General features: G+C 64.7%; 14 protein-coding genes and 2 riboswitches. Of the genes, 7 read left to right on the forward strand and 7 right to left on the reverse strand.

Translation table 11 applies throughout. The annotated features are described in order from the left end of the window. Positions 1 to 16 precede the first annotated feature (16 nt). A complete protein-coding gene (locus ACTIFE_RS03505) occupies positions 17 to 2923 on the forward strand; it encodes an EAL domain-containing protein (RefSeq protein ID WP_439527776.1) in 2907 nt (968 codons plus the stop codon). 253 nt (positions 2924 to 3176) lie between these two features. Here ACTIFE_RS03505 and ACTIFE_RS03510 read toward each other — a convergent pair whose 3' ends face one another. Genes ACTIFE_RS03510 through ispH form a run of 4 tightly spaced genes read right to left on the reverse strand, consistent with a single transcriptional unit; the run spans position 3177 to position 6570 of the window. After that, the gene (locus ACTIFE_RS03510) at positions 3177 to 4121 is read right to left on the reverse strand and encodes a diacylglycerol/lipid kinase family protein (protein ID WP_439527777.1); all 945 of its coding nucleotides are present in this window, start codon (positions 4119 to 4121) and stop codon (positions 3177 to 3179) included. Then, positions 4118 to 4600, reverse strand: a complete 483-nt coding sequence (gene rnhA, locus ACTIFE_RS03515) for a ribonuclease HI (protein ID WP_439527778.1) — start codon at positions 4598 to 4600, stop codon at positions 4118 to 4120. Before rnhA ends, ACTIFE_RS03510 begins: the two co-directional genes overlap by 4 nt. Next, the gene (locus ACTIFE_RS03520) at positions 4597 to 5562 is read right to left on the reverse strand and encodes a homoserine kinase (protein WP_439527779.1); all 966 of its coding nucleotides are present in this window, start codon (positions 5560 to 5562) and stop codon (positions 4597 to 4599) included. Before ACTIFE_RS03520 ends, rnhA begins: the two co-directional genes overlap by 4 nt. 6 nt (positions 5563 to 5568) lie before the next feature. Next, a complete protein-coding gene (gene ispH / locus ACTIFE_RS03525; RefSeq protein ID WP_439527780.1) occupies positions 5569 to 6570 on the reverse strand; it encodes a 4-hydroxy-3-methylbut-2-enyl diphosphate reductase in 1002 nt (333 codons plus the stop codon). A 175-nt stretch (positions 6571 to 6745) separates the two neighbouring features. Here ispH and ACTIFE_RS03530 point away from each other — a divergent pair, with 175 nt between their 5' ends. The 6 genes from ACTIFE_RS03530 (at position 6746) to gcvPB (ending at position 12869) form a co-directional block, all read left to right on the forward strand. Continuing rightward, the gene (locus tag ACTIFE_RS03530) at positions 6746 to 7378 is read left to right on the forward strand and encodes a hypothetical protein (protein WP_439527781.1); all 633 of its coding nucleotides are present in this window, start codon (positions 6746 to 6748) and stop codon (positions 7376 to 7378) included. Positions 7379 to 7514: 136 nt separating this feature from the next. After that, a riboswitch (glycine riboswitch) is annotated at positions 7515 to 7636 on the forward strand. 3 nt (positions 7637 to 7639) lie between these two features. Next, positions 7640 to 7754: riboswitch (glycine riboswitch) on the forward strand. Between the two features lie 58 nt (positions 7755 to 7812). Continuing rightward, positions 7813 to 8976, forward strand: a complete 1164-nt coding sequence (gene gcvT / locus ACTIFE_RS03535; RefSeq protein ID WP_439527782.1) for a glycine cleavage system aminomethyltransferase GcvT — start codon at positions 7813 to 7815, stop codon at positions 8974 to 8976. 40 nt (positions 8977 to 9016) lie between these two features. Further along, positions 9017 to 9388, forward strand: coding sequence for a glycine cleavage system protein GcvH (gene gcvH / locus ACTIFE_RS03540; RefSeq protein WP_439527783.1), 372 nt, complete (start codon positions 9017 to 9019; stop codon positions 9386 to 9388). Positions 9389 to 9392: 4 nt separating this feature from the next. Continuing rightward, positions 9393 to 9878 (forward strand): OsmC family protein, encoded by a 486-nt coding sequence (locus tag ACTIFE_RS03545; protein ID WP_439527784.1) that lies wholly within the window; start codon positions 9393 to 9395, stop codon positions 9876 to 9878. A gap of 55 nt (positions 9879 to 9933) precedes the next feature. Beyond that, positions 9934 to 11280, forward strand: coding sequence for an aminomethyl-transferring glycine dehydrogenase subunit GcvPA (gcvPA, locus tag ACTIFE_RS03550; RefSeq protein ID WP_439527785.1), 1347 nt, complete (start codon positions 9934 to 9936; stop codon positions 11278 to 11280). Continuing rightward, positions 11277 to 12869 (forward strand): aminomethyl-transferring glycine dehydrogenase subunit GcvPB, encoded by a 1593-nt coding sequence (gene gcvPB, locus ACTIFE_RS03555; protein WP_439527786.1) that lies wholly within the window; start codon positions 11277 to 11279, stop codon positions 12867 to 12869. The genes gcvPA and gcvPB overlap by 4 nt, the downstream gene beginning before the upstream one ends. A 302-nt stretch (positions 12870 to 13171) precedes the next feature. Here the strand turns inward: gcvPB and ACTIFE_RS03560 are convergent, their stop codons facing one another. From ACTIFE_RS03560 to ACTIFE_RS03570, 3 genes are all read right to left on the reverse strand, one after another. Next, the gene (locus tag ACTIFE_RS03560; protein WP_439527787.1) at positions 13172 to 14080 is read right to left on the reverse strand and encodes a glycoside hydrolase family 18 protein; all 909 of its coding nucleotides are present in this window, start codon (positions 14078 to 14080) and stop codon (positions 13172 to 13174) included. Between the two features lie 150 nt (positions 14081 to 14230). Continuing rightward, on the reverse strand, positions 14231 to 14518 hold the full coding sequence (locus ACTIFE_RS03565) for a YciI family protein (RefSeq protein WP_439527788.1): 288 nt from the start codon (positions 14516 to 14518) through the stop codon (positions 14231 to 14233). A gap of 41 nt (positions 14519 to 14559) precedes the next feature. Further along, positions 14560 to 15135: a TetR/AcrR family transcriptional regulator gene (locus ACTIFE_RS03570; RefSeq protein ID WP_439527820.1), complete on the reverse strand. Its 576-nt coding sequence runs from the start codon at positions 15133 to 15135 to the stop codon at positions 14560 to 14562. Positions 15136 to 15165 lie beyond the last annotated feature (30 nt).

Consider the following 15165-nt stretch of genomic DNA (forward strand, 5'->3'; position numbering starts at 1 on the left):
GGTACTTCTTCCGCCCATGCTTGGTATTGTTTCCGGGCCGGCAAGTCATGTGCTTCGCCGCGCCGCCGTGTTCCTGGTGCTTGTGCTTGCGCTCCTTGTTGCCGGGCGTGCCCATGCGCTCGAGCCGATCCCGGTGCCGCTCGATGTCGAGGCGCTGGAACTGACTGGCGCCATTGACCTTTATCGTGGCTCTGGCCCGCGCCTGCAGGTATCGACCGCCCCTGGGCCAGACGGCATCGTTCGGCGGATCGAAGTGGTCTCCCGCGACGGCATCAACAGCGACTGGGCTGTTTTCGCGCTCACCAACACCTCCGACGAGCAGATTGACCGGCTGATCGTGGCGCCGTTCTACCAGCTGGTTGGCTCGCGCATGTTCTGGCCGGATCTTGGCAAGTCCCGGGTCGCCTCGATCACCCCCAGCCAGGGCATTGCCCCGGAGCGGCAGAAGAGCCTTGAGGCTGACGTCTTCCTGGTGACGCTCGACCCCGGGGCTATCGTGACTTTCGTTGTCGAGATGCGGACCCCTGAGTTGCCGCAGATCCGCCTGTGGGAGCCGGATGCCTACAAGGAAACGGTCAACGCCTATACGCTTTATCGCGGCATCATTCTCGGCATCTCCGGCCTGCTGGCGCTGTTCCTGACCATTCTTTTCGTGGTCAAGGGCACCGTGATGTTCCCGGCGACTGCGGCGCTTGCCTGGGCGGTGCTTGCCTATCTTTGCATCGATTTCGGCTTCTGGAGCCGGGTGTTCAATCTCACGCAAGGGGATGACCAGCTTTATCGCGCTTCGGCCGAAGTGATGCTTGCCGCCAGCCTGATCATCTTCCTCTATGCCTATCTCAACCTGAACCGCTGGCACATCCGCTATTCGCACATGGCGCTTGGGACGCTGACCCTGTTGCTGGGTCTCCTGGGCGTCGCGGTCTGGGATCCCTCGATTGCTGCCGGCATCGCCCGCCTGGCGCTCGGGATGATCGGCATTATCGGTTTTGCCACCGTGCTGGTGCTGGCGTTGCAGGGCTATGACCGCGCGATCATGCTGATCCCGACCTGGTTCCTGCTGATCGTCTGGCTGGTCGGCTCTGCCATGACCGTAACCGGTGTCATCGCCAATGACATCGTCCAGCCGGCGCTTGGCGGTGGCCTGGTGCTGGTGGTGCTCTTGATCGGCTTCACGGTGATGCAGCATGCCTTTGCCGGAGGCGCCATCGTGCAAGGGTTGATTTCCGACGTGGAGCGGCGGGCGCTGGCGCTGACCGGGGCGGGCGATATCATCTGGGACTGGGACATTGACCGTGACCGGATCTACACCGGACATGAGGTTGAAGATCTTCTTGGCCTGCGTCATGGCACGCTGGACGGCCCTGCACGTGACTGGCTCGATGTGCTGCATCCGCAAGACCGCGACCGCTTCCGTGCCACGCTGGATGCGGTGATCGACCAGCGCCGCGGCAAGGTGCAGCAGGACTTCCGCCTGCGCTCCGAGGATGGCCATTTCCGCTGGTTCCGCCTGCGCGCCCGGCCGATCCTGGGCTCTGATGCCGAAGTCATCCGCTGCGTTGGCACGCTGCTCGACATCACGGAGCAGAAGACCGCCGAAGAGCGCCTGCTGCATGACGCCGTGCATGACAACCTGACCGGGCTCGCCAACCGCGAACTGTTCATGGACCGCCTGAACGCTGCCCTGGCCCGTGCCCGGGCCGATGGCGCGATCAAACCTTCGGTGCTCATCCTCAATCTCGACCGCTTCAAGCAGATCAATGATGGCATCGGCCTGTCGGCCGGGGACTCGATTCTCTTGACCGTCGCCCGGCGGCTTGATCGCCTGATCCAGCCGCAGGATGCGCTCGCCCGCCTCACCGGCGACCAGTACGGCCTGATCCTTCTGTCGGAACAGGAAGCCGACCGCATTGCCCAGGTGGCCGACGCACTGCGCAAGGCTGTGCGCGCGCCGATCACCTATGGCGACCGCGAGGTTTTCCTCACCTGTTCGATCGGGTTTGCCCTGCATGATGGCGGCAAGCAAACTTCAGAAGAGCTGGTCACGGATGCCGAGATCGCGCTGAACCATGCAAAGCGGCTTGGCGGTGACCGGCAGGAAGTGTTCCGCCCGATCCTGCGCCCGCTTGGCCGCAATGTCATCGACCTGGAAGGCGATCTGCGCAAGGCGATCAAGGACGGGGAACTGGGCGTCTTCTACCAGCCGATCGTGCGCCTGTCGGACCAATCCGTTGCCGGCTTCGAGGTGCTTTCGCGCTGGAAACACCCCAAGCGCGGACAGATTTCGCCGAGCGAATTCATTCCGATTGCCGAGCAGTCGGGCCTGATCAACGAACTGGGCCTTTATGTCCTGACCAAGAGCGCGCGCCAGCTGGCCGAGTGGCAGGACAAGATCCGCACGCCGGTGCCGCTGTTCGTCTCGGTCAACATCTCCTCGCGCCAGTTGTTGCGGCACGACCTCATCAACGAGGTCAAGGCGATCCTGTCACGCAGCCATATTGCACCGGGAACCTTGAAGCTGGAACTGACCGAGTCCATCGTCATGGCCAATCCGGAATATTCGGCCAAGGTTCTGGAGCGTCTGCGGGCACTTGGAGCCGGTCTGTCGCTGGACGATTTCGGCACCGGCTATTCCTCGCTGAGTTATCTGCAGCGCTTCCCCTTCGACACGATCAAGATCGACCAGTCCTTCGTGCGTCCGAATGGCAGGGCGGCACGGCCGGTGATCCTGCGGTCCATCGTTGCTCTTGGCCACGACCTCGGCATGGCCGTGGTGGCCGAAGGTGCCGAGGGCGAGTCCGACGCGCTGGAACTGCTGCAGCTGGGCTGTGAATACGCGCAAGGCTATTTCTTCGGCGAGGCGATGTCGGCCGAGGAAGCGACCGCCTATATCCGCAAGGCCTATGACGCCCAGCCGGCGTGAGACTGCAGGCCCCCGCGAGCGCGGCGGGCCAGCTCACCCAGCCAGTCAGCCATGACATGCGGCCGCCGCCAAATCCTCCTCGGTCATCCCCGCCTTGTGCGGGGATCCATTTGGCGCCTTGCTCTGCAGGCGCGCTACCTTAGGGGCATCGGCTTTTTGGATCCCCGCACAAGGCGGGGATGACCTCCATGGTTGAGGTTTCCCGCGATCTGCACCGCCAGTGCGATGCCATGCAACCTGGCTTCGCGCCGGCTCAGGGAACGATGATGGAGACTGGCAGCGGGGCTGGCTCGATGGTCAGCGGCGTGACGCCGAACGGATCGCCATCCACTTGCGCCGGCACGCGGCGGGCGGCGGAAATGCTGATGCGTTCGGCGCGCATAATCTTGACGCCCTGAGCCTTGTCGAGCCGCCCCATCATCAGCGCCAGCCCGTAACGGAGCGCCGAAAGCGCGTTGTCTTCGGCAAGCGTCACCAGATGCAATCCGGGCTCGGTCACGGAGGCTTCGCGGCAGACTACAAACGGGCCGCCATAGCAGCGGCTCTTGGTGGCAATGGCCAGCCGGCAGGTCAGGATCGCCCCGTCGGCCTCGACGGTGAGGTCCTGGCCTTGTCGCGACAAGGCGACTTCCACCCCGATCAGTCCATAGGCCAGCTTGCCGAGGCGCCGCTTGAGAGACAGCGGTACAGCATGCACCACTTCCGCATCAAAGCCGGCCGATGCCATCAGCACAAACGGTCGCCCATTGGCGAGACCGTAGTGCAGAGGCACGCATCGCCGCCGGGCGATCATGTCCGCGATAGCCTTTGCCTTGCGCGGCAGGCCTAGTTCGGCCGCAAGCACATTGGCCGTGCCGGAGGGGATCACGGCGAGGGCAGGGGGATTGGAATTCTGCTGGAAGCCGGTGATGGCCTCATTGACCGAGCCGTCGCCGCCGGCAACCGCAAGCACGCCAATGGCAAGGCCGGGGTTGGCGGCGATCTCACCGATCTCGCCGGCGCGCTTTGTCAGGTGCAGCGAAACAGCATGGCCGCTGTCGGTCAGGCCCTTGCAGATGGCCTCCAGCCGTGCCGGGCGATAGCTGCCGGAGGTCGGATTGGCGAGGATCAGGACGGAGCGGGCTGCCTCGGGCACAAGCGAGAGGGTGTGCCCCGGGGAAGGGCCGGCTGCCGCAGGCTCTTTGCGCAGGGCCATCATGCGCCGGTCTCCGCCGCGCCTCCACGGCCCCGCTGAAAGGGTTTCATGCCAAGCCGGGCAAGCTCGTCAGCGCGTTCGTTCTCCGGGTGGCCGGCATGCCCTTTCACCCAGTGCCAGGCGATTTCATGCCGACGCTGCGCCTCGTCCAGTGCCTGCCACAGTTCGGCGTTCTTCACCGGCTTCTTGTCTGCCGTGCGCCAGTTGTTGCGCTTCCAGTTGAACAGCCACTTGGTGATGCCATCGCGCACATAGACGCTGTCGGTGTAGAGATCCACCGTGCAGGGCCGTTTCAGCGCATTCAGCGCTTCGATGGCGGCCATCAGTTCCATGCGGTTGTTGGTGGTGTCGGCGGCGCCGCCATTCAGTTCGCGCTCATGCGGCCCGAAGCGCAGGATCGCACCCCAGCCACCGGGGCCGGGATTTCCCGAGCAGGCACCATCCGTGTAGATCACCACGCGCTCGCCATCGGTCTCGCTCATGCGCTCAGACCATAGTCGCGGCCAGACCGGGCGCTGCGGTGGAAGCGGAGCTTCTTGAGATATTCCATTGGATCCTTGGGCGTCACCAGCGCACCGGGGGGCACGCGCAGCCAGTCATACAGCCGGGTCAAGAGGAAGCGCAGGGCCGCGCCGCGCGCGAGCAGCGGCAAGGCAGCGAACTCGTCCGCCGTAAACGGCCGGATCTTGCGATAGGCGTTGAGAAGCGCCCGGGCCTTGGTGACGTTGAACGAGCCATCGGCCTCGAAGCACCAGGCATTGATGCAGATCACCACGTCATAGGCGAAGGCATCGGTGCAGGCAAAATAGAAGTCGATCAGACCCGACAGCTCGTTGCCGAGGAAGAACACATTGTCGGGGAACAGGTCGGCATGGATGACCCCTGAGGGCAGTCCCTTCGGCCAGTTGCCTTCCAGGAACGCCAGCTCGTCGGCAAGCTCCTGTGCAAGGCCGGGCGACACCGTGTCAGCCTCGGCTTCGCAGCCTTCATAGAGCGGCCGCCAGCCGGTCACGTCGAGCGCGTTGCGGCGCGTCATGGCAAAGTCGCTGCCGGCAAGATGCAGCTGCGCCAGCGCCTCGCCGAGCGCGGCGCAATGTTCCAGCCGTGGCCGGCGCACCCACATGCCATCCAGGAAGGTGACCATGGCGGCCGGGCGCCCGGCCAGCGAGCCGAGCATGGCGCCGTCCTCGGTTTCCAGCGGCTGCGGGCAGTTGATGCCCTTCATCGCCAGATGCTGCATGAGACCGATGAAGAACGGCAGGTCGTCCGGATTTACCCGCTTTTCATAGAGCGTCAGGATGAAGTGCCCGGCCTCGGTGTGAACGAGGAAATTGGAGTTCTCCACGCCCTCGGCAATGCCCTTGAACGACAGGAGACGGCCAATGCCGTATCGGGCGACAAAGGCGGCAAGGTCTTCGTCGGCAACTTCGGTATAGACGGCCATGTCGGGCTACTCGGCGGCGCTGGCGCTTGCGGCGTCCGCCAGGGGGCGAAGCTCGCGCGGCAGGTTGAAGGCGATGGTTTCTTCCGCAGTCCGGACTTCTTCCACCGAAACGGTGAAGCGTTCGGCAAAGGCGGCGATGATTTCTTCGACCAGGGTTTCCGGCGCGGATGCGCCAGCCGTCAGTCCCAGGCTGGTGATGCCGGCAAAGTCGTCCCAGTTCAGCTCAGAGGCGCGCTGCACTAGCACCGAGGTGCGGCAACCAGCGCGTTCGGCCACTTCCCGCAGCCGCTGCGAGTTGGATGAATTGGGCGCACCAACGACGATCATCGCGTCCACCTGCGGCGCGACCACTTTCACCGCATCCTGGCGATTGGTGGTGGCGTAGCAGATATCTTCCTTGTGCGGGGCAACGATATCGGGGAAGCGCTCTTTCAGCACCTCGACAATGCCCTTGGTGTCGTCGACCGACAGGGTGGTCTGGGTGATGAAGGCGAGCGGCATTCCGGTGCGCGGCTGATAGGCGTGGGCATCAGCCTCGGTCTCGATCAGTGACACGGTGCCGGCCGGAAGCTGGCCCATGGTACCGATCACTTCTGGATGGCCGGCGTGGCCGATCAGCAGGATCTCGCGGTCGCGGCGGAAATGGATCTCGGCTTCCTTGTGCACCTTGGACACGAGCGGGCAGGTGGCATCAAGGTAGAACATGTTGCGCCCGCGCGCGTCTTCGGGCACGGACTTCGGCACGCCATGGGCGGAGAAGATCACCGGGCGCTCGCGATCCTCTACCGGGATCTCGTCCAGTTCCTCGACAAACACGGCGCCCTTGGCCTTGAGACCATCGACGACAAAACGATTGTGCACGATCTCGTGGCGCACATAGACCGGACGGCCAAACCTGGCGAGGGCCAGTTCGACAATCTGGATGGCGCGATCAACGCCTGCGCAAAAGCCGCGCGGCGCACACAATTTGATTGCCAGAGCCGGATGGGCTCCCGCTGGCTCGGTCATGTCGGATCCTTGAGCATGGCTCATGGCGGCAATAGAGGGATGCACCCCGTGCCTGTCAAGTGAAATGGCCTGCAAGGTAAACTCCGTTGCCGGTCGTCCCGGCCAACGCTCGCCAAGCTCCGGACGACCTGATATAGACACAGGCCGATTTGATCGTGAACGAGTGGACAATCGCATGTTAAACGCCAGGTGCCCCGCCGTCCGTCTGTCCCTGTCCCGCGCGGCGTTTGCCCTTGGTCTGGCCGGTCTTGTTGCCGGCTGCGGCCTGACCGGCGATGACACGAGTTCGGCAACGCCCAGCTCAGGAACGGGGGGCATGGTGCCCAGCATCGTCACCTCCGGCCAGGGGCCGATCCAGGTCGATCCGCGCACTTTCGAGAAGCAGCCGAACTGCCCGCGCCTCGAACTGCGCTCCGAAACGTTCCTGATCATGAAATACGAGAGGGGCAAGCAGGACGATCCGCGCCATCTTCTCTACCAGGCCAGCATCGAGAACTGGGCCCGCGAATGCATCCGCGTCGGCGATCAGGTGCAGGTCAAGATCGGCTTGTCGGGCCGCGTCACTCCGGGGCCGGTCTGGCCGGGTGGCGAGATCGTGCTGCCGGTGCGGGTGTCACTGATTGCGGGGAGCGCGGAAGAAGCACCGCTGAAGTCGCAGGTGTTCTCCATCCCCGTCACCGTCGGTTCTGGCGCTCCGGCCGAAATATGGACGCTGGTCGATGAGTCCTTCACTGCCGGCTCAGAGGGCAGCCAGCGGCTGATCTTCGGCTTTGACGAAGGTCCCCAGAAGCCGGCCAAGCGCCGCTGAACCCGCACGACGCCGCCGTTTTCCGGCAAAGAATCCTTGCACGGCGGCGCGTATTGACAATCGCAGGGCGGAATCAGACAATCCGCGCGCCGGCTCGGGTCGTGACGAGTCGGTGAGGGGCATCTTTTGCCCTTGAAAAAGCGACAGCGGGAGAGGCTGGACGAGGGGGCATTGCCAGGCATGGCAGAGCTCGCGGGCGCCAGCGCCGAAGGAGCAACCGCCCCGGAAACTCTCAGGCAAAAGGACCGCTTCGCTTCGACGCTCTGGAAAGCAGTGCGCAGGCCCATGCCCGCGTGCTCACCGAAGGAGTAACCGGTGCTGCGCAGGAACTAGACCTGCGCGATTGCCGGGAAATCTCTCAGGTACTCGGACAGAGGGGGTGGTGGATGGGTCGCTTGCGGTCCGTTCCGGCACCCTTGCGACGAGGACCTTTGATGGGCACGACCGATTCTCACGCCGCCGACGCGGCGGATCTCAAGCGCACTCCCCTTTACGACTTGCACGTCGAGCTTGGCGCCCGCATGGTGCCCTTCGCCGGCTACGACATGCCTGTGCAATACCCCACCGGCATCATGACCGAGCACCAGCACACCCGTGCGGCGGCCGGTCTGTTTGACGTGTCGCACATGGGCCAGGCCTGGCTCATCGGTCCCGATCACGAGACAACCGCCCGCGCGCTGGAAGCCCTGGTGCCGTCGAATATGGTCGAACTCGGCCGCGGCAAGCAGCGCTACACGGTCCTCCTCAACGCCGAAGGCGGCATTGTCGATGACCTGATGGTCACGCGCCCGGTTGCCGACGCGCAGGACGGCCGCCTGTTCCTCGTCGTCAATGCCTCGCGCAAGGACGTGGACTACCCGCTGATCCGTGCCGCTCTGCCGGCCAATGTCCGTCTTGAGCTGATCGAGGACCGTGCGCTGATCGCGGTGCAGGGTCCGCAGGCGGTCGCAGCCGTCGCAGCCCATGCGCCGAAGGCCGCCGAGCTTGCCTTCATGAGCGCCGACTGGATGGAATTCGACGGCATCACCTGCCACGTCTCCCGCTCCGGCTACACCGGCGAGGACGGCGTGGAAATGTCCGTTCCCGCCGATAAGGCCGAGGCGATTACCCGGGCGCTTCTGGCTGATGAGCGCGTCAAGCCGATTGGCCTTGGTGCCCGCGACAGCCTGCGCCTTGAGGCCGGTCTGTGCCTTTACGGCCATGACCTCGACGAGACCACCTCGCCGGTCGAAGGCGACATCACCTTCATCCTGCAGAAGCGCCGCCGCGAGGAAGGTGGTTTCCCGGGAGCTGCCCGCATCCAGCGCGAACTCGCCGAGGGCCCGGCCCGCAAGCGCGTCGGCCTGAAGCTCGATGGCCGCGCCCCGGCCCGTGAAGGCGCCGAGATCAAGGTTCCGGGCGGCGACACCGTTGGCATCGTCACCTCCGGCGGCTTCGGCCCGACGGCTGGCGTGCCTGTTGCCATGGGCTATGTCGCGGCCGCCCATGCGGCCCCCGGCACCAAGCTCGCCCTCCTAGTGCGTGGCAAGGAACTCGAGGCGACCGTCGTCGAGATGCCCATCGTCCCGCACCGCTATTTCCGCGCCCCGAAGGCGTGATGCAACTGATCCGAACAGGACACTTCCGGAGACTGACGAAATGACCACCTACTACTCCAAGGATCACGAGTGGATCGCCGTTGACGGCGACACCGCCACCATCGGCATCACCGACTACGCCCAGAGCCAGCTTGGCGATGTCGTCTATGTCGAGCTGCCGGACACCGGCAAGGCCCTGACGAAGGGCGACGAGGCCGCCGTGGTGGAATCCGTCAAGGCCGCCAGCGAAGTCTATGCCCCGATCGACGGTGAAGTCGTGGCCACCAACGCAGCGCTGGTGGACAGCCCGGCCAATGTGAACGAGGATCCGGAAGGCGGAGCCTGGTTCGTGAAGCTGAAGATCGCCGACAAGGGCCAGTTGGCGGATCTGATGGACGAGGCGTCCTACAAGGCCTACGTGGAGACGCTGTAATCCCATGACTGGACACATCTACAAGGCTGGCGTCTTCTGGCGCGTGGAAGGGGACTTCAAACCGGGCAAGTACTCGCGCGGTCACCTCTGGCGCTTCGACGGCGGCGTGGATGTGCCGGCCTCGTCCTCACCCCATGTCGTGCCGCTGCCCTATTCGGTGACAGCGGCGGTCGACCCGGAGGAGGCGCTTGTCGCGGCCCTGTCCTCATGTCACATGCTGACCTTCCTCGACCTTGCCCGTCGCGGTGGCCTCATGATCGATGCCTACGAGGATCAGGCCGAAGGGCTGATGGAGCGGATCGCTCCCGGCCGCATGGCCATCACCAAGGTGACCCTGCGCCCGTTGCTCACCCTTCGCGCGTCCGAGCTGCCGGATCCCACCTGGCTGACCGACCTGCACGACAAGGCGCATGAGGTCTGCTTCATCGCCAATTCGGTGAAGTGCGAAATCAGCGTGGCGCCCGAACCCGTGCGCCTCGTGGCTCCCTGAGCCAATACCGAGCCAACAAAACGCCCTGTTCCGCTGAAGAAGGACGCACCCGACGATGCGTTATCTGCCGCTTTCCGACACCGACCGCGCCGATATGCTCGCGCGCGTCGGCGTGTCATCCATCGATGATCTGTTTGCCGACATCCCCGAGGCCGCACGCCTCAAGGGTCTCGTCAACCTGCCGACCCGCAAGTCCGAGATCGAGGTGGAGCGTCACCTCAATCGCATGGCGGGCAAGAATATCGCTGCCGGCTCGGTGCCGTTCTTCGTCGGTGCGGGCGCCTATCGCCACCACGTTCCGGCAACCGTCGACCACCTGATCCAGCGTTCGGAGTTCCTGACCTCCTACACGCCGTATCAGCCGGAAATCACCCAAGGCACGCTGCAGTACCTGTTCGAGTTCCAGACCCAGGTCGCCCGCCTCACCGGCATGGAAGTCGCAAACGCCTCCATGTACGACGGCTCGACGGGCACCGGCGAGGCCGTGCTGATGGCCCACCGCGTCACCCGCCGCAACAAGGCGGTGATCTCCGGTGGCCTGCATCCGCAGTACCGCGCCGTGGTCGAAGGCCTGTCGAACCTCTCCGGTGACAAAGTCGTGTCCCTGCCGGCCGACCCGATGGGCACCGAGGACATCCTCGCCGCCATCGATGGCGAGACCTCCTGCGTCGTCGTGCAGTCGCCGTCCTTCTACGGCCAGATCATCGACCTGAAGCCGATTGCCGAAAAGGCGCAGGCCCATGGTGCGCTGCTCATCGCCGTCTTCACCGAAGTCGTGTCGCTCGGCCTGATCGAGTCGCCGGGTGCGAAAGGCGCGGACATCGTCGTCGGCGAAGGCCAGTCCATCGGCAACGGCCTCAACTTCGGCGGCCCCTACGTCGGCCTCTTCGCCACGAAGCAGAAGTACATGCGGCAGATGCCGGGGCGTCTGTGCGGCGAGACCGTGGATGCGGAAGGCAAGCGCGGCTTCGTGCTCACCCTCTCTACCCGCGAGCAGCACATCCGCCGCGAGAAGGCGACGTCGAACATCTGCACCAACTCCGGCCTCTGCGCGCTGGCCTTCACGATCCACATGACGCTGCTCGGCGAAGCCGGCCTGACGCGTCTGGCCCGGATCAACCACGCCAATGCGGTGAAGCTGAAGAAGCAGCTGTCAGCCATTGCCGGCGTCGAAGTCCTCAACAAGGCCTATTTCAACGAGTTCACCGTCAAGCTGCCGAAGCCGGCGCATGACGTCGTTGAGGCGCTTGCGGCCCGTGGCATCATCGCCGGCCTGCCGGTGTCGCGCCTGGAGCCGGGCAAGGCGGACCTTGCCAACCTTCTCGTGGTCGCCTCGACCGAAATCAACACCGACGAAGATCGTGCTGCCTTTGCAGCCGCCCTCAAGGAGGTGCTGGCATGAGCATGAACACCCAGGGCCGTCCGACGGCCGCCGGCGATGCCGGTTCTGCATTCCGTCCCAAGACCTTCACCGGCAACCGCGCGCTCGACATGGAAGAGCCGCTGCTGTTCGAGATCGGCCGTCTGGATGTGACCGGCGTCGATCTGGACGAGCCGGAAGCCTTCGAGGCCGAGCTTGGCGCCCATGCGCGCAAGTCGGGCATCGGCCTGCCGGGCCTGTCCGAGCCGGAGACGATGCGTCATTACGTGCGCCTGTCGCGCAACAACTACGCCATCGACAGCGGCCTCTATCCGCTCGGCTCCTGCACCATGAAGCACAACCCGCGCCTCAACGAGAAGATGGCGCGCGTGCCGGGCTTCGGTGACATCCACCCGCTGCAGCCGCTGTCGACCGTCAAGGGCGCCGTCGAGCTGATCTCGGAGCTGGGCGACTGGCTGATGGAACTGACCGGCACCTCCGCCGTCGCCATGAGCCCGAAGGCCGGCGCGCATGGCGAACAGTGCGGCATGATGGCGATCAAGGCCGCGCATATCGCCGCCGGCCGTGATCCGAAGATCGTGCTGGTTCCCGAAAGCGCCCATGGCACCAACCCGGCTACCGCCGCGCTGCTCGGCTTCAAGGTCGTCACCATCGACGCCAAGGAAGACGGCACCGTGGACCTTGCGTCGGTGAAGAAGGCCATTGCCGACAACGCCGGCAACATCGCCGCGATCATGCTGACCAACCCGAACACCTGCGGGCTGTTCGAGCGCGACATCATGGAAATCGCCGCCGCGATCCACGAGGCCAACGCCTATTTCTACTGCGACGGCGCCAACTTCAACGCCATCGTCGGCAAGGCCCGTCCGGGTGATCTCGGCATCGACGCGATGCACATCAACCTGCACAAGACCTTCTCCACCCCGCATGGCGGCGGTGGCCCGGGCTCCGGTCCGGTGGTCCTGTCGGATCGTCTTGCCCCGTTCGCTCCGCTGCCCTTCGTGCGCAAGTCGGCCTCGGGTCTGGAAATGGTCGAGACGGAAGCCGGTCTCAAGGACGGTGAGAAGCCCTTCGGCCGCATGACCGCCTTCCATGGCCAGATGGGCATGTTCGTGCGCGCGCTGGCCTACATGCTGAGCCATGGCTCGGACGGCCTGCGCCAGGCGTCGGAAGATGCGGTGCTGAACGCGAACTATGTCCGCGTCGGCCTGCAGGACCTGATGACCCTGCCGTTCGGCGTGCGCCCCTGCATGCACGAAGTGCTGTTCGACGACAGCTTCCTGAAGGACACCGACGTCACCACGCTCGACTTCGCCAAGGCGATGATCGACGAGGGCTATCACCCGATGACCATGTACTTCCCGCTGGTGGTGCATGGCGCGATGCTGATCGAGCCGACCGAGTCCGAAAGCCGGGCAGCCCTCGACCTGTTCGTTGCCACGCTGCGGGACCTCGTCCTGTCGGCCAAGCGCGGCGAGACGGAGCGCTTCACCGGCGCGCCTTACCTCGCCCCGCGCCGCCGCCTCGACGAGACCCGCGCCGCCCGCGCGCCGATCCTGACCTATCAGGACCCGGTCCCGGCCATGGTCACCCCGGCCGCCGCCGAGTAAGTTCAGGCAAGGCCCAAGACAAGAAAGCCCCGAAGCATCACCGCTTCGGGGCTTTTTTGTTTCGGCGTTTCAGCAATCAAACCCGCGGCCTCTCAGCGCCCCTCCCCCTGGTGGGGAGGGGTAAGGGGTAGGGGGAGACCACGGGAAACCTTCCGTTTAAAACAGTCTGGCTCGCGGCAACGCTCTGCCAGAAAAGTCGATCATCGCGGGCTTCAAGTCCGTCCCCCCACCCCCAACCCCTCCCCACGAGGGGGAGGGGCACTGAGGGGCTTCCGCAAGTCCGGTCGTATTCCCTCCCTGCCTCAGCGCTTCATTGCGGCGGCCATCGTGCTGCCCCAGGCGTTGGCATTGGCACTGGTCTGTGACGACAGCGAGAACTGCCAGCCCATTACCCCGCCAAATTTCGCTCCCAGCGACTGCGTCAGCGGCGTGACCAGCGCGCTGGCCGTATCCTCGGCATCCAGATAGCCCGACCCGCCATTCGACGTCGACGTGATCCGGCCCAGCACCAGCTTGCCCGGTGCAATCGTCTTGGACAGGTTCATGATGCTGGAGGGGAAGCCGCCGCCGCTGATTCCGGCGACCTTCTGCGCCTGATCGGTCGTGGACGTCCCGACATACCAGGGATTGTTGTAGTACTGGATGTTGAGCCAGTCGATCGAGGCGCCGCCCTCGGCCATCACCGCCTGATAGGGGCCTTGAGGATAGGACGCGTAAGCGCCGGGGTAGAGATAGGGCGGCTGCGGCGCGTGGCTAATCAGCCGGCCGGCAAAGCCGGGCTCTGCCTTCAGCAGGTTGGACAGGCCCGCCAGAAACGCCGCCGGATCATAGCCTGCCGTCGACGGGGAAGTGATGGCATCGGTGTCTTCATAGTCGATGTCGATGCCATCGAACTTGTTCGCGTTGAGGAAGTTGATGATCGAGGCAACGGCCACCTGGAGGTTCTGTGCCATCCCCTTCCAGCCGCCGTCCGGCACGATTCCGCCGCCGATGGCAACCATCACCTTGCGCTTGCCGCCTTCCTTGAGCTGGCTGATCGTGTTCGGATCGGCGATGAAATGCTGCAGCTCGCTGCTGGGCACCACGGTTCCGTTTACCTGCGGCAGCAGGAAGCTGAGAATGACATGGGTGAAGTCGCTGCCGACGATCCCGGTGATCGGCGTGCTCTGGCGCAGCGCATAGATGATGTTGCGCGGGGTGGTGTCCGTCATTGCCCGGCTCCTTGTGCGGTCATGATGACCATCGCTTGCAGCTTGGGCTGCACTGATTGGAACGCGTGACAAGCGGAAGTGTGATCTGAAGCGCCGGATTGCACGAACTACGATTACCGGCGCGTAAATGCGAGGGATAAGGCACGCGCCTCATCCCGCCAGGAATGCGAGGCGGTCGTCCAGCCGTGACGGCTGGATTTCGTGGATCTCGGCGGTCACCACGCCTTCCCGCACAAAGGGATCATCGGCAACCCGCGCTTCCAGTGCAGCGCGGGACAGGCCATCCGCCAGCACCATACCACCCCGGCCGGGAACCAGACTGCCTGTCATGAGGAAGACACCGTCACGAAAGCCGTCGTTGATCCAGGCATTGTGCCCGGCCATATGGCTCGAGGCGGAACTGCGGTTCGGTCCGAAGGTGAGAAAGACAGCGTACATCGCAAGGCTCCTGTGTCTGAGGGCAGGGGGAAAAGCCATCGTCAATCGGATGGCCCCGGCAGGTGTTGCTGCAACCAGGCGCGCATGTCCTCGACTTCGCGCCGGATGAATTCGGGGTCCTTGTAGGCGGTGGCCAGCGTCGCCACGCCCTGGCTGCGCATGAGCAGGTGCAGGGCGATGTCATCGGCGCGCTCGGCAACACCCAACGCCTCGACCTGACACCGCAACCAGTCGCGGAAGACCGTGAACAGATGCGCCGCGTCATCGCGGGCCGCATGACCAAGCTTGGCAAGCTCGGTCGCCAGCGTGCCGACCGGGCAGCCGTAGGCCATGATCTTGCTCTGGTTGGCAATGAGGATGCCGATGAAGCGTTCGATGCGGTCTAGCGGCGGCAGCTCCTCTGCCCAGTGGCGGAGCAGCGCCTCGCGGTCGGCGACCCGGCGCGCGATCACCGCCGTCAGGATCTCATCCTTGGTGCGGAAGTGGTAATAGAAATTCCCGCGCGAGATCTGCACTGCCGCCGCAATGTCGGCAAAGGACGTCGCCTCGAAGCCGCGTTCATAGAACAGCCGGTCGGCTGCCGCGACAATCTCGTCCCGCGTCTGCTTGCCCGCCACGTCATGCCTCATTAGGTCATTTGTCCTAAG

The sequence above is a fragment of the Pannonibacter sp. genome (genome assembly GCF_051860505.1).
GTDB lineage: Bacteria > Pseudomonadota > Alphaproteobacteria > Rhizobiales > Stappiaceae > Pannonibacter.